Genomic DNA, 22,123 nt, shown 5'->3' on the forward strand with positions numbered 1-22,123 from the left:
CTCGCCTTCCTGAAGAAAGTTGCTTTTTCTATTTTACCACAGGATGGGTAATTACTACATAGGTTGTCGGCTGATTTTTTTGATTTTAAAACAAGAAAAATTTCACGGGGTTGCTCAGCGCCTAAAACTGAGTAGCCAAAAGAACTAAACAAGGAAAAATTGAAGAAAAAGAGGCACAGTTTCCCCTGCACCTCTCTATCTTTCTTCAGTCTTTCAGTTGTAAATTAGTTACCCTAAAGCTACATCTAAAATCATCATAATGATAAAGCCGAGCATCACACCGAAAACAGCAAAATGCCGTTTGCTGGTGATGGTTTGCTGTGCTTCCGGAATCAGCTCCTCAACAACAACATAAATCATGGCTCCTGCAGCGAACGCCAAAGCGTAAGGCAGCAGTAAAGCCATCTTGGTCACAAGAATAGCGCCAATAATTCCTGCAATCGGCTCTACGATACCCGATGCCTGACCATAAAGAAATGCTTTCCAACGGCTTAAGCCTTCCTGCCGCAAAGGAATGGAGACCGCAGCACCTTCCGGAAAATTCTGAATACCAATTCCTATAGCCACAGATATGGCTGCCAATACAGCTGCCCTAGGATCATCAGCAGAGGCTGCAGCACCAAAGGCGACGCCTACAGCTAATCCTTCCGGTATATTATGAAGTGTAATCGAAAATACTAATAGAATGGTTCGCTTTAAATGAGAAGGCAGTCCTTCCCTCTCATGATTCGGACCAAAGTGCATGTGAGGCAATGTCTTATCCGCGATGTAAAGAAATAGGCCACCCAATCCAAATCCAAGACTAACGACCAGCCAAGCTGTATTTCCATTTTCTTCTGCTCGCTCGATTGCCGGAGCTAGTAATGACCAAAAACTGGCAGCAATCATCACTCCTGAGGCAAATCCCAGCATCAGATTCAGCACATCTTTTTTGATATCCTTAAAGAAAAAAACCAAGCCTGCTCCCAGTGCAGTCATAAAATATGTGAATCCGGTCCCAGCCAACGCCTGTTGCCATGGCTCCAACGATATCAACCAATCTACCATGCTTTCCCTCCTAACGTCTTTTCATAGTAAAACCATTTTATCATACAGTAATTTTATAGTCTAGCTTATCTATTTTTTAGGATGACCTAAATTTCAAACAACAGTCGATTTACTTCTATAAAAAAAACAGCTCTCAAAATCAGAGCTGCTTTCATCAAGCCTTTTATTTCATTTTTTTACTATCGTTCCAGATTAATGGTCAGCTTCACTTTAAGTGCTGCTTTTCCATCCGTTTTTCCGGTATAAGTGACAGTAAGCTGTTTCGTCGCTGCAGGAATAGCTTCCCACGTGCACTCCCCATCAACAATAGTACCGCCATTACTTAATACAATACTCGTCATTTCCACTCTATCCCCATAAGCAAATGGAGAGGAAATCACTACTTTTCCATTAACAACTTTAGCTGTTGCTGTCAAGGTTTGCTTATTCCAATAACCCTTCAGTGCAGGGTATTCATCCAACAAAGTATAATCGCTAATCTGATTGTCATTGATTCCTAAATAAGTCAACTTCGGAAGATCCTGAATAGCAGAGAAATCTGTGAGTTTATTTCCAAATACGGTCAAATTCGAAAGCTTTTTCAGTTCGCTAATGCCATCTAGGCTTTCCAATTTTGAACTGCTTACTTCCAAATAGGTAAGGTTTGTCAAAGCTTTTACCGCATCTAAATCCTTAATAACGTAATCGCTAAGAGAGCTGTAAGCAGATGAGACACTTAATGAGGTTAAGTTGGTCAAGTCGGAAAGCATCTCTAGCTCCTCCACATTACACGTATTCAACGTTAAATTAGTCAATGTTGACAATTGACTAAGGAAGCTTAAGTCATCTTTTGTAAAATGAGTCAATCGTAAAGTTTTTAGCTTCAATCCTGAAATACTTGCTACATCTGTAAACGAGTTCGATTTATCTGCGCTTCCTGTATTGGAAAGTAGCAGTGTTGTTAAATTTGGTAAATCGCTTAACGGCTGCAAAGAGATAGATTTTGTAAATCTAGGATTCATAATGTCAATAGTTTTCAACGCCTTCAGCTCACCGATACTGTCAATAGCAATATCTTCAAGATGATTCAGCTTCAAGTACTCCAGCTTGGTCAGCCCTTTTATTTGTGAAAGGTCAATTGAGTTATGGGAAGTTCCAGTAACTTCAAGGGTCAGTTTTCTCAAATTTACCAGCTGTTGAAGAGTAGAGATGTCCGTCGTTTTTAATCGATCCAGATACACCTCTTGCAGATTACTGAAATGCTGCAGCCCCTCAAGATCGGCAATTTCAACATAATTAAATCCTGACGTCAATGCCTTCATGTCATCTAATTCTCCCTGAGTAAGGTAATCTTCCACTGTTCGCTTAAAGTATTTTGCCACAGCACCAGCAAGATTGGCATCTGGAAATAGATCCTTTATCGCTTTTTTAGCAGGCGGAATCTCTGAGCTAAAGACCTCAATTATCGCCTCGGCTTGTTTTCCATTACTGGTAGTTGCATAAACCGTAGTCAGACCTTCTGCCTTCGCTGTTACCAAGCCAGCCTGGGACACAGTAGCGATTGTGTCATCTGCCGTTGACCAAGTAATTTCTTTGTTTGTCGTATTTTCAGGAAGAATACTTGCTGTCAGTTGTTGTGTTTCACCAATCAACAAGGTCGCTTGCTCAGGAGTCACATTGATTTCAGCCGCCTCAATTTCTTTCTCCTTCACCGTAACTTCTGCACTAGCTACCTTACCATTTTGTGTTTTCCCGGTAATAACAGTTGTTCCAAGTGCTTTACCTATAACATTTCCCGATTCAGACACCTCAGCAATCAGCGGATTTTCAGAAGACCACTGAATCGTTTTGTCAGTTGTATTCTCAGGTACTATCGTTCCAATAAGCTGTTTCGATTCATCGACTTCCAACGTAAACGCAGAGGCATCTAATGTAAGACTTTCCGGCTCAATGATTTTTTCTACGACATTGTAAGTAATCGTTGTACTGAACTTGCTATCCAACGAGGTATAGCGTAGGCTTTCACTTCCTACTCCCACTGCTTCAACTACTTGTCCGGAAGTTTTTAAAACTTTTGAGTTGCTTGACTGATAATAATACCTGCCATCACTCGCATGCTCCGGTGTAAAAATAAATTGAGGTGTATATTTTTGGCCTACTTCTAGAGTGACAACCTCTTCAACAGGCTCAAAAGATTCCAAAACCAGCGGCTCTCGCTCTTCCAGCTCAAATAATTTTACTGTATATTCATAAGATCCTTTTGCCCCTTGCAGACCGGTGATTGAAACGGTATAAGAGTCATCTGCGCTATAGACGATATTGTCTGGATTGAACATAATAGTACGATAACCACCGTAACCAGCGCTCAACTCAAACTCACCATCTGCTTGTTCCTTGCTGAAATTCCAAGTTTGATTTGTTACCGTGTTTGTCAACATAACCCTTACATCATCTGAAAATTTGAAATCATTCGGATTAAAATGTGTAGACCATCGATAGCCATTCTCTAAGTTATTAACAGGAAACACGCCTTCGCTTGGCCATGCAGTGACAAAGTTACTTGGGATTTTCGGGCTGCCTACTCTGTTGTGTAAAACTACCATTGATGAAAAGTATTTACCACTCTTACTTTTTGCAGTTCCCATCCCAAAGGTTCCCAATGTATAATCCAATGTCCACGCTCGATGACCAACAGCTGTGTTACTCGCACCTCTGTCTTCCAACCATTGGTCAATCGGGATTTCGGCAACCTTAACTGGTGAAGTAGTATATCCCAAATTACTTGACTGTCCGGACTTATCAATTAATGCCCACTCTGATATCGGAATCCACTCTGGTCTTTCAAAATCAGTTGCAGGATAATGGCTAAGCTTTATATCCACGGCTGCCAGTCCAGCTGCCCCTTTTTGCGCTAACTCTGTGTGCTCCTCCGTCGCTGTAACAGGCGGTAAGTCAGAAAAACTACGCACAAAATTCATGTACTCCTCAGCGTAATCTCGGTACAGGCTGCTAGTCACTCCGGCACTGTAATTATCCCCTTCTAACTGAGGCATCTCCTGAAACATTCCAGCATCATTTCTAAAATAATCATAGTTACTGATGATTTCACTATATTTCTGCTGTAGTGCCTCTACCTTTTTCTGCTCTTCTTCAGTAAAATTCCCCTGTGCTGCGGCGGTTTGGCTACCGCCTATTCCCATACAAAACAAAAGCCCTAACGTTACCACTTTCTTCATAAAAGTACCTCCAACCTGTGTTTTATTTCATCTTACATTTCTAATAATAACACACCTTAACATAACTTTTTGATAAAAATTTCTATTTATTTCAAAATTTTTCCTTTCTAAATTTGTTTATTTTTTTCACATATGGTATATTTCGCCTTTGCTGAAAAGAAGATAAATACAGCGACTTCATACACGCTAGACAGAAAAATTTTTCCTGAAGTATCTTCTTTTGAACCTGACAAAAGGCCCTTTATTTGGCTCATTTCTCATTCAGGCGTATACTAAAATTGGATACATTTTAAGAAATGGAGTGAGGTATGATGGTCAACACAATTAATGCTGGCACTGCCATGGTAAAAGTCATGGAAAGCTGGGGAATCGATCATATTTATGGTATTCCCGGAGGATCATTCAATTCAACAATGGATGCACTTTATAAAGAAAAGGATCGAATCAATTATATTCAAGTTCGCCATGAAGAGGTCGGTGCATTAGCAGCCGCTGCCGATGCCAAATTAACAGGAAAAATTGGCGCCGTTTTCGGTTCTGCGGGTCCCGGGGCTTCCCATCTAATCAATGGGCTGTATGATGCTCAGATGGATCATGTTCCTGTTCTGGCTTTACTTGGGCAAGTCGCTTCTTCGGCAATGAACTATAATTCATTTCAAGAACTCAATGAAAACCCTATGTTTGCTGATGTCAGCGTTTACAACCGAACAGTCATGACACCGGAAAGCCTTCCTCATGTTGTTGATGAAGCAATAAAAGCAGCATACAAGTACAACGGAGTTGCCGTAGTCACCATCCCAGTTGATTTGGGCTCTGTTGAAATTCCGGATACCTATATCTCGACTGCTCCTAATCATAAAACCAATGTACTTTTACCGAATAGTCAAGATATTGATGAAGCTTTAGCCTTGATTGAAAAAGCTGAAAAGCCGATTCTTTATATCGGTCAGGGGACACGAGGCGGTTGGTCGGAAATTAAAGCCTTTTCCGAGTATTTCTCTACGCCTGTCGCTGCTGCTGTTCTTGCTAAAGGAATCGTTCCCGACTCCTATGAAAATTTTCTTGGTTTTGCAGCCAGAGTCGCAACAAAACCGGCAAATGAAGCATTAGCTGAGACTGACTTAATCATTTTTGTTGGCAGTGATTTTCCCTTTGCCGCTTATTTCTTCAATCCAGAAGCAGCTTTTATCCAAGTTGATATTGATGCAGCTAAATTTGGACGTCGCCACAAAACAGATGTTTCCATTTTAGGTGATGGCAAAACGGCACTAAAAATGATGGTTGAGCAAGGAACGCAGAGACCCGCAGACAAATGGCTAAGAGCCAATCAGAAAAATAAGAAAAATTGGAACAACTGGTTGCGTAGTTTTGATGATAAAGAAGAAGCTCCGTTGCGACCTGAACCAGTCTTCAAAGAGATCCGTCGTATCGCTGAAGAAGAAGCGATTTTCGTGACCGATGTCGGTAATACGACGATTCATGCCATTCGATTATTGGATATGAACGGAAAACAAAAATTCACCACCTCCGGCTGGTTTGCTACTATGGGGAATGGTATTCCCGGAGGTATTGCTGCAAAGCTTAGCTACCCAGAACGTCAAGTCTTTACTTTGAGCGGCGACGGTGCCTTTGCGATGGTCATGCAGGATATCATTACTCAGGTAAAATATGAACTGCCAATCATTAACATTGTCTTTTCAAATGATTCATTCGGCTTTATCGAGGCCGAGCAGGAAGATACTGAACAAAAGAAATTTGGTGTCTTTCTTGAAGGAGCAGATTTCGGTAAAGTAGGCGAAGCATTGGGTGCTGATGGATTCACAATCACAAAATACGAGCAGCTGGCTCCGGCTTTTGAGGCTGCAAAGAACAGCAAACGTCCTGTCGTCATTGATGTGAAAATCAAAAATGCCCGACCACTGCCTGTGGAAGAGCTTGTTCTCGATCCGGAAAAATTCAGTACTGAAGAAATTGAAGCCTTCAAGAAAAAATATGATGTACATGATATGCCTGTTTTAAAAGAACTGCTGAAAAATGAATAACAAAATGACCTGTTGGCAAAAAACAACAGGTCATTTCTTTCTATCTTTACTAAGAATAATAAATATATTGTGAAAAACAAAAAACAAGCCGCGGATTCGAAATCCGCAGCCTGCTTTATTTTGCTAGTGATTATTTATCATCATGTTTGTGGAATTTTTCTTTTAAATCATCAAAGCCTTCTTTGATTTTGTCGCCAAATTTTTCAGCGCCTTCTTTAATATCCTCGCCGGCATCTCGTGCTTTTGATTTGGCATCAGCAAAACCGGATTGAAGCTTACCTTCCGCTTCTTTTCCTTTATCGTCAGTTACTTTTCCGACGGCTGTTTTTGCTTCTCCCTCAACTTTATCTTTTGCATCATTTACACGTCCGTTTAAATCTGTCATATTAAACACCCTCCTAAATGATTTTGAATACATTAACAGCATAGCACCGTTAAAAAGTTGTATCAAATGATTCGCTCATTTCAGGAGTACAGCCACGTTTTTGCCTGATCGATTTCTTCCATCGTAACCTGATGACCTGCTTTCGTCTTAACAAGGGTTACATCAACGCCTCGTCTCTCCATCTGATGAACCAGCTGCTGCCAAGTATCCTCTGACACAATTGGATCATTCTCTCCGAAGGACAAAATAGCTTTTTTTCCAAGCAAAGCAGCACTCTGTGTATCCACACCTAAAGACATTGGATGAAGCAGGATAGCCTTCTTTAGCTCAGAATCACGTTCGAGTAGCAGATGACCTGCAATATTTGCTCCGTTCGAATAACCAAGCATTGTCCAGTCAGACACGGCAATATCGTTCTCCTCACTGATACGTATAATTTCTTCCAACAAATGATCCGTCTCTTCCTCAAGACTCTCGATATCAAACTGATTTAATCCATTCCTCTTGAAAAATCGATTCATTCCTTCTTCAACAACTCGGCCTCTAAAAGATAAAATGGTACTTTGCGGATCGAGATATTCTGCAATCTCCATAAGAGACTGCTCATCGCCTCCGGTACCATGAAGTAAAATCAATGGTTTTCCCGTTCCTTTTCTAAACAAATAATTCATTTTACCACTCCCTTACTTTTTGTAAGTAAATATAGTTTATCATCAATGATAGAAAACACCAAACAATTGAACTCAAATTTATCTTTGACAGATAGAACACTTCTTGCTAAAATAAGAACATACGTTCGATAAAGGAGGCATAAGCAATGGATATTGCTAAAAAAATTGAGATACTGGCAGAATCTGCCAAATATGATGTATCATGCGCCAGCAGTGGTGTCGCTGATAATACACGAACAGGAACAGTAGGCAGTACAGCTGCTGCAGGAATATGTCACTCATTTACCAGTGATGGCCGTTGCGTCTCCTTGTTGAAGCTATTGTTTACAAATGCTTGTATATTTGATTGCCATTACTGTATTAATAGAAAATCCAATCATATCCCTCGAGCAACCTTCACACCTCAAGAGGTTGCTGATTTAACGATGGATTTCTATATGAGAAACTATATTGAAGGGCTTTTTTTAAGCTCGGCTATTATCAAGAATGTTGATTACACAACCGAACTGCTTATCAAAACCTTGAAAATTCTGCGCTATGAAAAGGGATTTAAAGGATACATCCATGTGAAGGCTATCCCCGGCGCTGACGAAGCGCTGATTGAGGAGCTTGGCTATCTAGCTGATCGAATGAGTGTCAATGTCGAGCTTCCTTCCAGAGAAAGTCTAAAATTACTGGCACCAGATAAGGACCCTTTCTCTTTATATAAACCAATGAAGCAGATTACCACAAAGAAAAAGGAACTCTCAATGCTGCCGGCTGTTCGGCGTGGCCCGACCTTCGTTCCCGGCGGACAATCTACTCAAATGATTATTGGTGCTTCTCCGGAAACAGACCATGCTATCGTAAAGATTGCTGAGAACTTATATAACAAATACGAATTGAAGCGTGTATACTATTCTGCCTATATCCCTGTAAATCAGGATTCATTATTACCGGCTGTTACTACTGATCCGCCCCTTCTCAGAGAGCATCGCCTGTATCAGGCCGATTGGCTGATGCGATTTTACCGCTTTAAAGCAGACGAAATTTTGTCTCCTGAAAAGCCGAATTTCAATTTATATTTAGACCCTAAAGCAAACTGGGCTGTGCAAAACTATGAGCGATTTCCAGTAGATGTACAATCTGCCAGCTATGAAGTACTCTTACGCATTCCCGGAATTGGTCCTAAAAGCGCCCAAAACATTGTCAAAGCAAGAAAATATTATAAGCTTCACTTAACAGACTTAAAAAAATTGGGTGTCGTGGTAAAGCGAGCAAAATATTTTGTCAGCTGCAACGGTGTGGTTATTGATGGTCTGATTAAAGAGCCGGAATGGATTATTGCTTCCTTAGTGTCTGCTCGACAATTCAAAGCCTTGAAAAAGGCTAATACACAAAGTCTTGGAGAACAGCTTTCTCTTTTTGACGTCGAGCGATTCGAACATACGAAGGAAAAGGAGCTTAGCTATGCTAATTGAACATACGACTGACTCGTGGGAATACGATGGTAGCTTCTATGGCTTTCTGACCATTGTTTATCAGGCTTTCAAAAATCAGGTATTTCCTGAAGTTATCTTGACACCTGAAACCTCTGTTGAAAGCCTCTTTTTGAGCGAATGGATTGAGAAGGATGATGAGAAAGCACATAAAATATATCAACGGTTGCAGCAGCGTCTTCACACAGAGAATTTTCAGTTTATTGTTGATGGCTTTTATGCCACTATTGAAAATAAGGAGATTCATCTACTTGAAACAATCTTAATTGCTTTGAATACGAAGGATTCACTAGTTAACTTCATTGGTCATCCTTCTGTCTTGGCCATTCAAAAAGGAATTAAAACCTTATTGGGCGAGGCGCATCTCTACACAGGCTTCGTTCGTTTTGAATATGTCGGCAAGATTTTGTTCAGTAAAATCAGTCCAAAATATTTTTCTTTACCATATATCTGTCCGCATTTTGCTGAACGTTATCCTTTGGAATCAATGATGATTTATGACGAAACCCATCGATTGTTAGCTTTGATTAAACAAGGACAGATTTCATTTGTGGAAGATACAGATTGCCCGGAATTTGAAGAACAACAGCTTGAAGAAGATATCCAACAGCAATGGAAGACATTCCTTCAGGCAGTTACAATCAAGGAACGAATCAATAAAAAGGCTCAGTTAGGGCATATGCCGCTGCGTTTCCAAAAACATATGCCGGAATGGCAATAGTCTAATTTTGATTCCAACCCAATATTGGATGTCTAACCACGATAAACATCTAATGTGAAAGACAAAGAGCTGTCATCTACGAATCTTGCAGTTCAACGATAAGAATACTAAAGGTCTGAGAATTGATTTATGTTCTCAGACTCTCTATTTCCAGAGTATTCCCTCCGTCCTCTCTTAGCTTCCCTCGAAAATAAATACTCATATAGTAATATTATTCTTTTTAAAAACATATTACAAAATGCCTATAGAACTATATTGTTAAACATCGCAGGAAGTGATACTATCAATTAGACAGGCATCTCTTTGCATGCTTATTTTTATACAAGGAGGAATAGAAATTGAAAAAGTTTTTTAAGTATTTTTTATTGGTACTGTTAGGTGTTCAAGCTGCATTACTGGCTTTACCTGAACATGTAGAAGCGGCATGGGACCCGGCTATCTACACAATTAGCGGCACGGAGTTTATTGATACACAAAAGAACGGAGTATACAACCCTTTCCAGTTGGATACACCTGTTAAAAATCACACGGTCAAATTATATGACAGCCTTGCTGCTGCTCAAGCCGAAGAAGCACCGATTAAGCAGACAACTACTAATGCTTTGGGCGCTTACAGTTTTACTAAGCTGACAAAGGGAACCTATTATCTTCGTTATGGTAATGCAGAAGGTTTTAGCCCGGTTAAGCAACCCCAAACACCGCTAAACACAGACGGAACAGCTGCTATGGGAATCGTTGAAGTTAAGGCTACAAGTCTAATTACAACGGTAAATCTTGCAGTAACCAAGACTGCCACCTTGAATTTTCATGTTTTTGGTGATTCAAACGGCAATGGCTTGATGGACCCGGATGAAAAAATAGAAAATTATAAAACAGTTGTCATTGTAAATTTACAGCAGGCAGCCGAACTTATCAAAAATGGCGGTCCTCAAGTGGATCAAAGTCAATTAATCAGCCAAGCAATGAAAGGCTCAATTGACATTGGCGATGGTGCGATTACACTAAAAACAACCAGTTCAAATCAGCCCATTCAAATTCCGGATGCAGATAGCGGCCTTTATGTCGCTTTCCGTTCGCCTTTTAATTTAAGGTTAAGTGAAATGATCGTAGAGATGCCGAAGATTAACGCTATTTTAGATATCATTTTCAGTACACAAGATATCGGGCAATTTGTTGATAATCCAGATTTACTTTCTACAGGCGATATTACTACTTCACCTGATTACGTCTATATTGAAGAATTGTCAAATTTCTTCTCCTTTGCCTTAAACCAAGTTGAAAGCTTGCAACTAGAACAATATCTGGGCGAAGATATCACACAGCTGATTTCTAAAGGGCAAAATATCGCAAAACTGGTTCGAAACATACCGAAAATGCGCTTTGGCGTGGTGAATGTCTGGGGTGATACGTATGACTTAACAAATCTGCAAATCAAAAAAACTGCTGATTTTTACTTTGGTATACGCAAACATGTCAATATTAAGGGATATGTTTTTGATGATTTAAATCAAGATGGCATACGGAATGGTATTTCTGAGCCGCTCCGTTCCATTACAGTTACTGCATATGACAAAAACGGTCGTGCTTTAGCAAGTGTTGTCTCACCACCTCGTTCCGGAACCTATCGCTTGAAGGAGCTGCCTTACGAAAAGAATATCTATTTAGTTGCAGAAACTGATTTTCCCGTCCAAGCTGTTGACCCAGAGAGTCTACCCGCTGCTCTGAAAGGAAAACAAGTGGTATCTGTCTATCATATGTCTTCACTTGAACCTGAATGGGAAATTTCTAAAGATATTGCTTTGACAGTCAGCTAGGGAGGTACACCGCAAAGAGAATGACACCTGTATAAACAAAAAATAAGAAGACGATAGACTGACCAACTAAATCAATCTATCGTCTTCTTTTCTCTTCTTTTGCTTGTTCCGACAATATGGCTTTTTGTTTACTATCTCATCGCCTTGCTGCCGATATCCGTTCGGTAGAAGGTCCCAGCAGTATCCTTTGAATCAAGCAACTCATAAACCCTCTGTTGGGCTTGCGCAAGACTTTCGCCCTCAGCCTCAATCAGATAGATTCGTCCACCGTTGGAAACCAACTGCTCATTACTTTCTGCGACTCCGGCATAGTAAACACGTGCATCCTCAAGAGCCGTGAAATCAGGAAGAACGGCACCTTTATCATAATCATTCGGATAGCCATCTGCTGCGACAACAACACCCAGGCTAAAACCCTCTTGCTTCCAATCAATCGTTGGCTGCTTTCCTTCAAGCAAATCTGAAATGATTTCTGCCAAATCGCTCGTCAGGCGTTGCAAAACAACTTGTGTTTCAGGATCGCCAAAGCGTGCATTGAACTCAATGACCTTTGGACCTTGCGGTGTTGCTATCAAACCGGCATAGAGAATACCTGTGAATGGACAGCCATCCTTAACCATCCCTTCAGCAGCCGGTAGTAGAACAGTCGCAATTGCTTCATCGACCATTTCCTGAGAAATCTGCGGAACGGGACTATAGGCCCCCATGCCGCCTGTATTCGGTCCCTTGTCATTGTCAAAAGCACGTTTATGATCCTGTGCAATGGTCATAGGATAAACTTCTGTTCCACGAACAAAGGCCAAAAGAGAAAACTCTTCTCCTGACAGAAAATCTTCAACAACAACTTTTGCGCCACTGGCACCAAAACGATTTCCCTCAAGCATATCTTCAAGTGCGTCAACCGCCTGCTCCACTGTTTCGGCTACAACGACACCTTTTCCAGCTGCCAAGCCATCAGCCTTGATAACAATCGGCGCTCCTTTTCGTTCAACGTATTCCTTCGCCTGCTTGAAATCAAAAAATGTTTGGTGAGCTGCTGTTGGAATCGCATACTTATTCATTAGATTTTTTGCAAAATCCTTTGACCCTTCAATCATTGCTGCCGCTTTTTTAGGTCCAAATATTTTCAGTCCTGCTGCTTCAAAATCGTCAACAATTCCGTTCAGTAATGGTACTTCCGGACCAACAAATGTCCAATCAATCTGAGACTCTTCAGCAAAACGAATGAGCGCTTCATGCGCATCCTCTTCGATATCAACAAGACGAATGCCGTCCTGCTTCATCCCCGGATTTCCTTTCGCACAATACACCGCTTCAACTAACGGACTTTGTATCAGCTTTTGCGCAATCACATGCTCTCTGCCTCCGCTGCCGATTACTAAAACTTTCAATCCCATGTCGTCCTCCTCGATCAATGTCTAAAGTGGCGAATATCCGTGAACACCATTGCAATACCGTATTTATCGGCCATATCAATTGATTCTTGATCCTTGATGCTGCCTCCTGGCTGAATAATCGCTTTAATTCCATGCTCTCCCGCATACTCTACACTGTCACCCATTGGGAAGAAGGCATCACTTGCCAGCACGGCATCTGTAATTTTTTCTCCTGCCTGTGCAACAGCTATTTGAACAGAGCCTACTCGATTCATCTGACCGGCACCAATTCCCAGCGTCTGATGCGCATCTGCAATAACGATAGCATTACTCTTCACGTGCTTCACAGCTTTCCAGGCAAAGGTAAGCGCTCCCCACTCTTCTTCTGTCGGCTGGCGTTTCGTTACAACCTTCCAATCCTCTCGCTCTTCTTTCACAACATCCTGATTTTGAACTAAAAGACCGCCTAAGACCGATACCTTCTCATCCGCCTGTGCTTCATCCTTGTGCGTAAAATCTAATGTCATCAAACGAAGATTTTTCTTCGCAGAAAGTATCTCAAAGGCTTTTTCTGAGAAGCTTGGTGCAATAATGATTTCCAAAAATAGCTGATGCATTTTTTCAGCTACAGCTTCATTAACTTCTCTGTTCAGTACAATGATTCCGCCAAAAATTGACACTGGATCAGCTTCATAGGCTGCGTTATACGCGGAAAGGATATCTTCTCCGATACCAATACCACAGGGATTCATATGCTTCACTGCAACGACAGCAGGCTGATCGAATTCTCTCGCAATTCGAATCGCTGCATCGCCATCCTTGATATTATTGTACGACAATTCTTTTCCATGCAGCTGCTTCGCACTGGCAATCGAAAAGGGAACCGGCAGAGCATCCTGATAAAAGGCTGCCTGTTGATGACTGTTTTCCCCATAGCGCAGCGTTTGCTTGCGTTCATAAGTCAAGGTCAGAGATTCCGGTTCTGCTTCACCTGTCAGCTCTGTTAAATAACCTGCAATCAACGCATCATAGGCAGCAGTATGTCGAAATACTTTTGCTGCTAGTTTTTGACGTGTCGCAAACGTTGTCTCCCCGTTCTGGTCAAGTTCTTCAAGAACAGCGGCATAATCACTTGGATCAACGACAACTGTTACAAATTGATGATTTTTCGCAGCACTTCTCAGCATACTTGGTCCACCAATATCAATATTTTCAATTGCTTCTTCCACTGTAGTATCAGGCTTTTGAATTGTTTCCTTGAATGGGTATAAGTTGACACAGACAATATCAATCGGCTGAATCGCATGCTCTTCCATTGCAGCCATATGTTCCGGAACGTCTCTTCGTCCCAGCAAGCCGCCATGTATTTTGGGATGCAGCGTTTTTACTCTGCCGTCCATCATTTCCGGAAATGCAGTGACATCCTCGATTCCAATTGTCGCTATCCCAGCTTGCTCCAGCATTGTTTTTGTGCCACCGGTTGAGATAATTTCCACGCCAAGTTCGGTCAGTCGTTTAGCAAAGTCTGCTACCCCAGTTTTATCCGAAACACTGATTAAAGCCCGTTTTTTTGTCATTGTGTCCGTTGCCCCTTCTCTTTGATTATTCTTTTCAACACAGCTGGATATAACCTGTGTTCTACTTGATGAATCTTTTCTTCCAGAGATTCTAACGTATCTTCTGTCTCAATTGCTACCTTCTCCTGTGCAATGATAGGACCTGTGTCAATACCCTTATCTATATAATGAACGGTTACACCTGTTTCTGCAACCCCCGCTTCATACGCGTCCCTTATCCCATGTAAACCAGGAAATGAGGGAAGTAACGATGGATGGATATTGATGATTTTTTGGGGAAAGGCTTCAAGTAACGCCGGACCAATCAAACGCATATAGCCAGCCAGCACGATAAAATCTACGTCTTTTTCTTCTAAAAGATGAAGAATTTCGCCTTCATAAGTTCCTTTATCAGAAAACTCCTTTGGAGAAAACGCATGGCTTGGAATACCGAGCACTTCTGCTCGAGACAGTACCTTTGCTTCACGATTATCACTGAAAAGTAAAACAATTTCGCCGTCAATTTCCTGATTCTTCACAACGTCGGCAATCACTTGAAAATTGCTGCCGTTACCGGAAGCGAAAACTGCCATTCTCATTTTTCCACCTCGATAAATCGAATAGCTTCCTCTGCTCTTTTAGTCACTTGACCCAGCACATAGCTCTTTTCTCCCAGTGTTTCAAGAAGTTCCTGTACTTGAACAAGCCTTTCGGGAGAAACTGCCAGAACCATTCCAATCCCCATGTTAAAAATCTCATACATTTCCATTGACGGAATTTGACCGTACTTTTCCAAAGCTGAAAAAACTGGAAGTACCGGCCAGCTACCTAATCTAATCTCTGCTGCTAAACCTTCCGGCAACATGCGAGGAATATTTTCAACAAAGCCGCCGCCAGTCACATGAGCAATGCCATTGACCCATTGACGATCAACTAATGGCAAAAGACTCTTTACATAGATTTTTGTTGGTTCAAGCAATGCATCCGTCAATGTCTTTCCTTCTAATTCCGGAAGCGTATCAGTCAATTGATAGTCATTCATTTCAAAAAATACTTTACGAACCAGTGAATAGCCATTTGAATGAATGCCGCTGGAAGCTAAGCCCAGCAATACATCCCCTTCACTAACCTTCTCACCGGTAATCAGCTTACTTTTCTCCGCAACACCGACTGTGAAACCAGCTAAATCATAATCGTCCTCACTATACATACCGGGCATTTCTGCTGTCTCTCCGCCGATTAGTGCGGCTCCGGCTTGGATACAGCCTTCCGCAACGCCGGCAACAACCTGTTCCAGCCGCTCCGGTATGTTTTTTCCTGTAGCTATATAGTCCAGAAAATAAAGTGGTTCTGCTCCTTGTGCAACAATATCATTTACGCACATCGCCACACAGTCTATCCCAATTGTATCATGCTTATCGGCTTGAATGGCCAGCATTAATTTGGTTCCCACACCGTCTGTCCCTGAAATTAGTACCGGTTCCTTCACATCCACCTTGCTCAAATCGAAACAGCCGCCAAAGCCGCCAAGCGCGCCCATCACACCGGCCCGTTCCGTTCTTTTTACATGTTTTTTAATTCTTTCAACTACTTCATAACCGGCTTCTACATCAACGCCGGCCTTTGCATATGCATTCGCCATGCTGATCCTCCTACTTTTTTTAGTTGGATTTCCTGTCTCTATAACGACGCTAGATATGTTGATTCGTAATCATATAACGGCGTAGGGTAATCTCCATTGAAATAGGCCATACACAGCCCTGAATATGGAGCGTCATAGTTTAGACCAATTGCATCAATCAAGCCTTGTTCACTTAAAAAGCTCAACGAATCAGCTGTAATCAATTCACGAATTTCTTCAATTGAATGATTGGCAGCGACCAATTCTTTTCTTGTTTGAATATCAATACCATAGAAGCAAGGATATTTTAACGGTGGTGAAGCAATCCGGACATGGACTTCCTTCGCTCCCGCTTCCTTCAATAGCTGAACAATCCGTTTACTGGTCGTCCCCCGAACGATGGAGTCATCTACCATAATCACACGTTTTCCCTCAACAACACCACGAACCGCTGAAAGCTTCATGCGCACGCCCTGCTCTCTCAATTCCTGCGTTGGCTGAATAAACGTTCGTGCGATATATTGATTCTTCACCAAGCCCATTTCATAAGGAATCCCACTCGCTTCTGCATACCCGCTGGCAGCAGATAGAGAGGAATTAGGAACACCAACAACCATATCTGCTTCTATCGGTGATTCTTCCGCCAAAAGCTTGCCCATATTCTTACGGGCAGTGTGGACATTTACTCCTGCAATATTTGAATCCGGACGAGCAAAATAAATGAATTCCATCGAACAAATTGCATGCTGTGTATCCTCTGTATATTTTTCAATACGGTAGCCATCATTATCAACAATAATTACCTCACCCGGCTCTACATCTCGGATAAAGGTTGCTCCGCTGACCTCTAAGGCACAGGTCTCACTGGCAATAACATACGCGCCATTTTTCATCTGTCCCAATGCTAACGGACGAAACGCATTCGGGTCTAACGCCGCAATCATTGCATTCTCTGTCAATAGCAGATAGGCAAACCCGCCTTTTACTTGGCATAGGCTCTCCTTTAACTGCTCAATGAAGGTCGGCTGTTTGCTTCTTCTAATCAGATGCATCAAAATTTCAGTATCTGAATTTGAATGGAAGATTGCACCATCCTTTTCAAGTGAAAGCCGTAAGCTTTTTGCATTTGTTAAATTACCGTTATGCGCCAGACCAAAAGCACCATCATAAAATTTGAATAAAAACGGCTGAATGTTATCAACACTGCCATTTCCGGCCGTAGCATAGCGAACATGGCCAATCGCAGCCTGTCCTTTCAACCCCTCTAGGAGCTTATCATCTTTGAATACCTCGGACAGCAAGCCTAAATCTCGATGACCATTCAGCTTTCCTCCGTCATTGGCAACAATCCCGGCACCTTCCTGTCCTCGATGCTGAAGACTGTGCAACCCGAAATAGGTAACCCGTGATGCATCCGGATGTCCCCAGACACCGAATACACCACACTCTTCGTTCAAACTTCTTACTTCATAAGACATGGAATGGCTTCCTCCCATAGTTCCTTTGCTTTACGAGTATCCACTTGCATTGTTCCATCCATATGTTCAACCTTAACTTCTGCTGTTTCAGTAACTGTTCCAATCAGCTCTGTGCGATCCCCCACTAAGGCTTCAAAAGCCGCTTGTTTTTCAGGAGCAACAGAGAGAACAAAACGAGACTGTGTTTCTGCAAACAGCCATGAAGCCGGTAAGTCAATTGCTGCATCTATTCCCAACTCATTCTTAAAGCAAGACTCTGCCAAAGCAACAGCCAGACCGCCTTCTGAACAATCATGCGCACTAGTGACAAGACCTTGCTGAATTGCCTGTAAGACTGCATCCTGATTTGCTTTTTCTTCTTCTAAATCAAAGGCCATCAAACGCCCTTCAATTCTTCCAAGCTGAAGTTTTTGAAGCTCGCTTCCATTGAAATCTGCTTGTGTTTTTCCAATAACATAAACCAAGTCACCAGCCTGTTTGAATTCCTGAGTTGTGACATGGGAAATATTTTCAATTAACCCCACCATACCAATCATCGGTGTTGGATAAATTGCTTTTCCATTTGTTTCATTATATAAAGAAACATTCCCTGAAATAACCGGAGTATCTAAGGTTTCGCATGCCCTGGCAATGCCATCAGCAGATGTCCACAGCTCCCAAAATCCTTCCGGCTTATCCGGTGATCCGTAGTTTAAACAATCTGTAATTGCCAGAGGCTTGCCTCCGGAGCAGACGATGTTTCGTGCCGCTTCCGCCACCGCAATCTGTCCGCCAACCTCAGGATTCAAATACAGGTATCGAGCATTACAGTCCGTCGTCATCGCTAAAGCTTTTTCTGTTCCTCTGACCCGCAAGACTGCTGCATCACTTCCCGGCAGCACAACCGTATTGGTTCTTACCTGAGAATCATAGGTTTGATAAATCATTTTCTTCGATGCGATTGTTGGCTGCTGCAATAATTGCTGCAAAGTTTCACTCGCATCTGTAATTGTCGGTTCAAAATCAGCCATTTCGCTGAATTCTTTGATTCGAGCAGGCTCAGATTTTTCTTTTTGATAAACCGGCGCATCCTCCGCCAACGCATCTACGGGCAGATTGGCAACCTCGATCCCCTTGTGATACAGACGATAGAGTCCATCATCAGTAACTTCACCAATCGTTACCGCATCTAAATCATATTTCTTAAAGAGAGCGACAACCTCGTCTTCATGCCCTTGCTCGACACAAATCAGCATGCGCTCCTGGGATTCAGAAAGCATCATTTCATACGGTGACATTCCTGTCTCGCGTTGAGGAACATCATCTAAATAGAGCTTCAAACCGGAACCAGCCTTTGAAGCCATTTCCGAGCTTGAAGAAACCAGTCCTGCTGCGCCCATATCTTGAATACCGACTAAAATATCTGCATGCTCCAAAATCAGTTCAAGGCAAGCCTCCAGAAGAAGCTTCTCCATAAATGGATCGCCCACCTGAACCGCTGAACGCTGCTGCTCTTCACCCTCAACAAACTCTTCTGAAGCAAATGTTGCACCATGAATTCCATCACGTCCTGTTTTTGCTCCAACGTACATAATTGAATTGCCGACACCCTTTGCCTGCCCCTTTTGGATATCCTTATGATCGATTAGGCCTACACACATCGCATTAACTAAGGGATTTCCTTCATAACATGGGTCAAAAGCCACTTCTCCGCCAACTGTTGGAATTCCGATACAGTTTCCATAGCCGCTGATTCCTGCAACTACTTCCTCTAACAAGTATTTTGTTCGCTGATTGTCCAGCTCTCCAAAACGTAAGGAATCTAAAATCGCAATCGGGCGAGCCCCCATACTGAAAATATCTCGAATAATTCCGCCGACACCCGTTGCTGCCCCTTCATAAGGCTCAACCGCAGATGGATGGTTATGACTTTCCGCCTTGAAAACAACCGCCTGACCATCCCCAATATCAACAATTCCTGCTCCCTCTCCCGGACCTTGCAATACTTGCGGGCCAGACGTTGGAAACTTTCTGAGAACCGGTTTTGAGTTTTTATAGGAGCAGTGCTCACTCCACATAACAGAGAACAGACCTGTTTCTGTATAGTTTGGCATTCTACCAAGAATATCCTCAGCAATCATTCGATATTCTTCATCTGTCAGTCCCCATTCAGCATAAATCTTCTTCTCTTTTATTTCCTGAGCAGTTGGTTCATTTATTTTCATCATGCTAGATTATTCACCTTTCCAAAATTATTGACGATTGATTGAAAGAAACGCAAGCCATCTTCTGAGCCTAACAGACTTTCTACAGCTCTTTCGGGATGGGGCATCATGCCAAGTACATTTCCTTTTTCATTGATGATTCCTGCAATATCAGCGACACTCCCATTAGGGTTATCGTTCGCATAGGTAAAGACGATTTGATTATTATCTTTCAATTTTTGCAGTGTTTCCTCATCGCAAAAGTAGTTTCCTTCGCCATGAGCAACTGGAATGTGAATAATCTCATCCTGCTCATAGGCCGATGTAAATCTTGTATCAGCATTCACTACCTTTAGTTCTGCTGTTTTACAGACAAAGTGCAATGATTTGTTCCGAATCAGTGCCCCAGGCAACAGACCGGCTTCTGTCAAAATCTGAAATCCATTACATGTACCAAAAACTGGTTTGCCCTCATCAGCAAAACGGATTACTTCTTCAATAATTTTAGAAAAACGGGCGATTGCCCCGCAACGCAGGTAATCTCCATAAGAAAAACCACCAGGTAAGAGAACACCGTCAAAGCCTTCCAAGCTTTCAGCGTCGTGACGAACATATTCTGCTTCGGCTCCCAGAACATCCTTTACCGCCCAAAGCATATCCATGTCACAGTTCGATCCCGGAAAAACAATCACTGCAAATTTCATAGCTACGCTTCCTCCGTGATTTCATAACGATAAGTTTCCATATTGACGTTTGCCAAAAGGCTGTCACAAATTTTTTCGATTGCTTCTTCAATCGGCTGATCCGTTTTCGCAACTTTGATTTCAAAATACTTTCCAATACGGACTTCCTCAATTGCTTCATAACCTAGACGATGGATTGCTCCTTTGACAGCTTCTCCCTGTGGGTCTAACACTGAATCCTTATACGTTACATACACCTTTACGAAATACATTTGATACGCTCCCTTATCTAATTTATTTATTTTTTAATCTTGTATAGACTTCTTGATAGACGGGTACAATATCGCCAAGGTCCCTGCGATAGACGTCCTTATCTAAATGCTCGTTTGTTTCCTTATCCCAAAGACGGCAAGTATCCGGAGATATTTCATCTGCCAACAAAATACTCCCATCAGCAGTTCTGCCGAATTCGATTTTAAAGTCGATTAAACGAATACCGATGTCATCAAACAGCTCAATCAGTACGCTATTAATTTCTCGAGCAGCAGCTTTAATCGTTTTAATTTCTTGACTGTCTGCTATTTCTAAGATTTTCACATGATCCTCGTTGATGATGGGATCATCTAATGCATCATTCTTGTAATAAAACTCTACTATTGGAAAGTTCAGTTTTTTTCCTTCATCAATCGCTAATCTTTTTGAAAAACTTCCGGCAGCGTAATTGCGAACAACCACCTCAAGTGGGATAATGTCTACCTTAGTCACTAATTGTTCGTTATCTGATAACTGTCGGATAAAGTGACTCTTAATTCCTTTCAAGATAAGAGCCTCAAAGATTGCTGAGGTAATCTGATTATTCAAGTCTGCTTTCCCTAGAACCTGATCTTTTCTGGCACCATTTAGCGCAGTTGCTTGATCCAGATATTCGACCCATAGTTGATTTTCTTCATCTGTAACAAACAGTTTTTTTGCTTTTCCTTCGTAAAGTAATTCTCTCTTTTCTACCAATTCTTTACTTCCTTTCCAAATGATTCATCAAACAAAAGCAGAAATAGTTCGTTCTTTATCTTGTTTACATTTTAACAAGCATAAAATGTCTAGTCAACGAAAACTGAACTTTATAAACAAAACAAAAAGGAATCGTTCGTGTTTTAGCTTTAATAAACGTTATAGATTTTTTTAAGATTATTTGCTATTAACGGTAAGCATTTACATTTTATATGTTCAGTGGTATCCTAAAAGAAATAATTACAGTAAAAAAATAAATGATTGATGTTTTTTGATTGTAGGGAGGATTAATCACATGCAAGACGATTATGGAACTATTGCTCAGGATTTTTTGGAATCTCTTTCTCAAAGTGATAAAACACGCTTATACAACGATCTGTTAGCTTTGAAAGCTGTACATAATATGAATCAGGATATGACGTATTACACGTTTAAGAACATTAAGCGTTGTGTAAAAAAATATTCTGAACGAAGGAAGCGCTCCTTCAACTATATAAATAGCCAAAAAGTTGAATTGACGATTCATCAAATACACGAGCAGCATTTTTTCAAAAATGCTTATCGAATTGAAGTTTATATAGGAAAACACGAATGCAGCTATGAGTTTATTGAAAGGCTGCTGCAAGCAATTCAAATGACTCCTGAGAAACGAACAGCTTATCAGGAAGTATTAGTTTAAACAAACCAAGTCCCGGACATTATCATGTCTGGGACTTTTTTACTAATGACTTTAGTCGGTTTCAATCACTAAAGTGATTGAAACAAAAAAACCACGCGTACTGCGCGTGGAAGAAGTAGCTTTAGCGATAAAACTCCTTTCGATATACTAGATAAAGGCTACCAAC

18 protein-coding genes are annotated in these 22,123 nt (G+C 41.6%); 5 read left to right on the top strand and 13 right to left on the bottom strand.

Going from position 1 to position 22,123, the window contains the following annotated elements; translation table 11 throughout:
- Positions 1-228: 228 nt before the first annotated feature.
- Both IW510_RS18040 and IW510_RS18045 read right to left on the bottom strand, forming a co-directional pair.
- On the bottom strand, positions 229-1,047 hold the full coding sequence (locus IW510_RS18040; protein WP_202061982.1) for a ZIP family metal transporter: 819 nt from the start codon (positions 1,045-1,047) through the stop codon (positions 229-231).
- Between the two features lie 179 nt (positions 1,048-1,226).
- Positions 1,227-4,262 carry an Ig-like domain-containing protein gene (locus IW510_RS18045; RefSeq protein ID WP_202061983.1) on the bottom strand — a complete coding sequence of 1,012 codons (3,036 nt, stop codon included), beginning with the start codon at positions 4,260-4,262 and terminating at the stop codon, positions 1,227-1,229.
- A gap of 311 nt (positions 4,263-4,573) precedes the next feature.
- Here IW510_RS18045 and spxB point away from each other — a divergent pair, with 311 nt between their 5' ends.
- Entirely contained in the window at positions 4,574-6,304 is a 1,731-nt protein-coding gene (gene spxB, locus IW510_RS18050) for a pyruvate oxidase (protein WP_202062020.1), read from the top strand.
- Positions 6,305-6,434: 130 nt separating this feature from the next.
- On the opposite strand, the gene IW510_RS18055 is transcribed toward spxB, so the two are convergent.
- Entirely contained in the window at positions 6,435-6,689 is a 255-nt protein-coding gene (locus tag IW510_RS18055; RefSeq protein ID WP_202061984.1) for a CsbD family protein, read from the bottom strand.
- Positions 6,690-6,769: 80 nt separating this feature from the next.
- Positions 6,770-7,360 (bottom strand): alpha/beta hydrolase, encoded by a 591-nt coding sequence (locus IW510_RS18060; protein WP_202061985.1) that lies wholly within the window; start codon positions 7,358-7,360, stop codon positions 6,770-6,772.
- Positions 7,361-7,506: 146 nt separating this feature from the next.
- Here IW510_RS18060 and IW510_RS18065 point away from each other — a divergent pair, with 146 nt between their 5' ends.
- The 3 genes from IW510_RS18065 to IW510_RS18075 all read left to right on the top strand — a co-directional run bounded on the left by IW510_RS18065 (position 7,507) and on the right by IW510_RS18075 (position 11,373).
- Positions 7,507-8,820 (top strand): putative DNA modification/repair radical SAM protein, encoded by a 1,314-nt coding sequence (locus IW510_RS18065; RefSeq protein WP_202061986.1) that lies wholly within the window; start codon positions 7,507-7,509, stop codon positions 8,818-8,820.
- The gene (locus IW510_RS18070) at positions 8,810-9,559 is read left to right on the top strand and encodes a TIGR03915 family putative DNA repair protein (RefSeq protein ID WP_236674808.1); all 750 of its coding nucleotides are present in this window, start codon (positions 8,810-8,812) and stop codon (positions 9,557-9,559) included. Before IW510_RS18065 ends, IW510_RS18070 begins: the two co-directional genes overlap by 11 nt.
- Before the next feature lie 338 nt (positions 9,560-9,897).
- Positions 9,898-11,373 (top strand): SdrD B-like domain-containing protein, encoded by a 1,476-nt coding sequence (locus IW510_RS18075; protein WP_202061987.1) that lies wholly within the window; start codon positions 9,898-9,900, stop codon positions 11,371-11,373.
- Between the two features lie 131 nt (positions 11,374-11,504).
- On the opposite strand, the gene purD is transcribed toward IW510_RS18075, so the two are convergent.
- From purD to purC, 9 genes are read right to left on the bottom strand one after another with little or no spacing between them, the layout of a single operon-like run.
- Complete coding sequence (gene purD, locus IW510_RS18080) at positions 11,505-12,770, bottom strand: phosphoribosylamine--glycine ligase (protein ID WP_202061988.1); 1,266 nt, start codon at positions 12,768-12,770, stop codon at positions 11,505-11,507.
- Between the two features lie 14 nt (positions 12,771-12,784).
- Positions 12,785-14,326 (bottom strand): bifunctional phosphoribosylaminoimidazolecarboxamide formyltransferase/IMP cyclohydrolase, encoded by a 1,542-nt coding sequence (purH, locus tag IW510_RS18085; RefSeq protein ID WP_202061990.1) that lies wholly within the window; start codon positions 14,324-14,326, stop codon positions 12,785-12,787.
- A complete protein-coding gene (gene purN, locus IW510_RS18090) occupies positions 14,323-14,904 on the bottom strand; it encodes a phosphoribosylglycinamide formyltransferase (RefSeq protein WP_202061992.1) in 582 nt (193 codons plus the stop codon). The genes purH and purN overlap by 4 nt, the downstream gene beginning before the upstream one ends.
- A complete protein-coding gene (purM, locus tag IW510_RS18095; protein WP_202061995.1) occupies positions 14,901-15,947 on the bottom strand; it encodes a phosphoribosylformylglycinamidine cyclo-ligase in 1,047 nt (348 codons plus the stop codon). The genes purN and purM overlap by 4 nt, the downstream gene beginning before the upstream one ends.
- A 38-nt stretch (positions 15,948-15,985) precedes the next feature.
- On the bottom strand, positions 15,986-17,404 hold the full coding sequence (gene purF, locus IW510_RS18100) for an amidophosphoribosyltransferase (RefSeq protein ID WP_202061997.1): 1,419 nt from the start codon (positions 17,402-17,404) through the stop codon (positions 15,986-15,988).
- Positions 17,389-19,611 carry a phosphoribosylformylglycinamidine synthase subunit PurL gene (purL, locus tag IW510_RS18105; protein WP_202061999.1) on the bottom strand — a complete coding sequence of 741 codons (2,223 nt, stop codon included), beginning with the start codon at positions 19,609-19,611 and terminating at the stop codon, positions 17,389-17,391. Before purL ends, purF begins: the two co-directional genes overlap by 16 nt.
- Positions 19,608-20,291 (bottom strand): phosphoribosylformylglycinamidine synthase subunit PurQ, encoded by a 684-nt coding sequence (gene purQ, locus IW510_RS18110; RefSeq protein ID WP_202062001.1) that lies wholly within the window; start codon positions 20,289-20,291, stop codon positions 19,608-19,610. The genes purL and purQ overlap by 4 nt, the downstream gene beginning before the upstream one ends.
- Before the next feature lie 2 nt (positions 20,292-20,293).
- Positions 20,294-20,542: a phosphoribosylformylglycinamidine synthase subunit PurS gene (purS, locus tag IW510_RS18115; protein ID WP_202062003.1), complete on the bottom strand. Its 249-nt coding sequence runs from the start codon at positions 20,540-20,542 to the stop codon at positions 20,294-20,296.
- 22 nt (positions 20,543-20,564) lie between these two features.
- Positions 20,565-21,278, bottom strand: a complete 714-nt coding sequence (gene purC / locus IW510_RS18120; protein WP_202062005.1) for a phosphoribosylaminoimidazolesuccinocarboxamide synthase — start codon at positions 21,276-21,278, stop codon at positions 20,565-20,567.
- Positions 21,279-21,573: 295 nt separating this feature from the next.
- Between purC and IW510_RS18125 the strand changes: the two genes are divergently transcribed.
- Positions 21,574-21,957: a hypothetical protein gene (locus IW510_RS18125; RefSeq protein ID WP_202062007.1), complete on the top strand. Its 384-nt coding sequence runs from the start codon at positions 21,574-21,576 to the stop codon at positions 21,955-21,957.
- The last annotated feature ends 166 nt before the right edge of the window (positions 21,958-22,123 follow it).

Origin of the sequence: Enterococcus sp. BWR-S5 (assembly GCF_016745255.1) — a bacterium.
Lineage (GTDB): Bacteria > Bacillota > Bacilli > Lactobacillales > Enterococcaceae > Enterococcus_L.

What these genes read in the sequence shown, in the direction of transcription:
- IW510_RS18040 (WP_202061982.1), bottom strand. Translation starts at nt 1,047, where the DNA reads ATGGTAGATTGGTTGATATCGTTGGAGCCATGGCAACAGGCGTTGGCT.
- IW510_RS18045 (WP_202061983.1), bottom strand. Translation starts at nt 4,262, where the DNA reads ATGAAGAAAGTGGTAACGTTAGGGCTTTTGTTTTGTATGGGAATAGGC.
- spxB (WP_202062020.1), top strand. Translation starts at nt 4,574, where the DNA reads ATGGTCAACACAATTAATGCTGGCACTGCCATGGTAAAAGTCATGGAA.
- IW510_RS18055 (WP_202061984.1), bottom strand. Translation starts at nt 6,689, where the DNA reads ATGACAGATTTAAACGGACGTGTAAATGATGCAAAAGATAAAGTTGAG.
- IW510_RS18060 (WP_202061985.1), bottom strand. Translation starts at nt 7,360, where the DNA reads ATGAATTATTTGTTTAGAAAAGGAACGGGAAAACCATTGATTTTACTT.
- IW510_RS18065 (WP_202061986.1), top strand. Translation starts at nt 7,507, where the DNA reads ATGGATATTGCTAAAAAAATTGAGATACTGGCAGAATCTGCCAAATAT.
- IW510_RS18070 (WP_236674808.1), top strand. Translation starts at nt 8,810, where the DNA reads ATGCTAATTGAACATACGACTGACTCGTGGGAATACGATGGTAGCTTC.
- purD (WP_202061988.1), bottom strand. Translation starts at nt 12,770, where the DNA reads ATGGGATTGAAAGTTTTAGTAATCGGCAGCGGAGGCAGAGAGCATGTG.
- purH (WP_202061990.1), bottom strand. Translation starts at nt 14,326, where the DNA reads ATGACAAAAAAACGGGCTTTAATCAGTGTTTCGGATAAAACTGGGGTA.
- purN (WP_202061992.1), bottom strand. Translation starts at nt 14,904, where the DNA reads ATGAGAATGGCAGTTTTCGCTTCCGGTAACGGCAGCAATTTTCAAGTG.
- purM (WP_202061995.1), bottom strand. Translation starts at nt 15,947, where the DNA reads ATGGCGAATGCATATGCAAAGGCCGGCGTTGATGTAGAAGCCGGTTAT.
- purF (WP_202061997.1), bottom strand. Translation starts at nt 17,404, where the DNA reads ATGTCTTATGAAGTAAGAAGTTTGAACGAAGAGTGTGGTGTATTCGGT.
- purL (WP_202061999.1), bottom strand. Translation starts at nt 19,611, where the DNA reads ATGATGAAAATAAATGAACCAACTGCTCAGGAAATAAAAGAGAAGAAG.
- purQ (WP_202062001.1), bottom strand. Translation starts at nt 20,291, where the DNA reads ATGAAATTTGCAGTGATTGTTTTTCCGGGATCGAACTGTGACATGGAT.
- purS (WP_202062003.1), bottom strand. Translation starts at nt 20,542, where the DNA reads ATGTATTTCGTAAAGGTGTATGTAACGTATAAGGATTCAGTGTTAGAC.
- IW510_RS18125 (WP_202062007.1), top strand. Translation starts at nt 21,574, where the DNA reads ATGCAAGACGATTATGGAACTATTGCTCAGGATTTTTTGGAATCTCTT.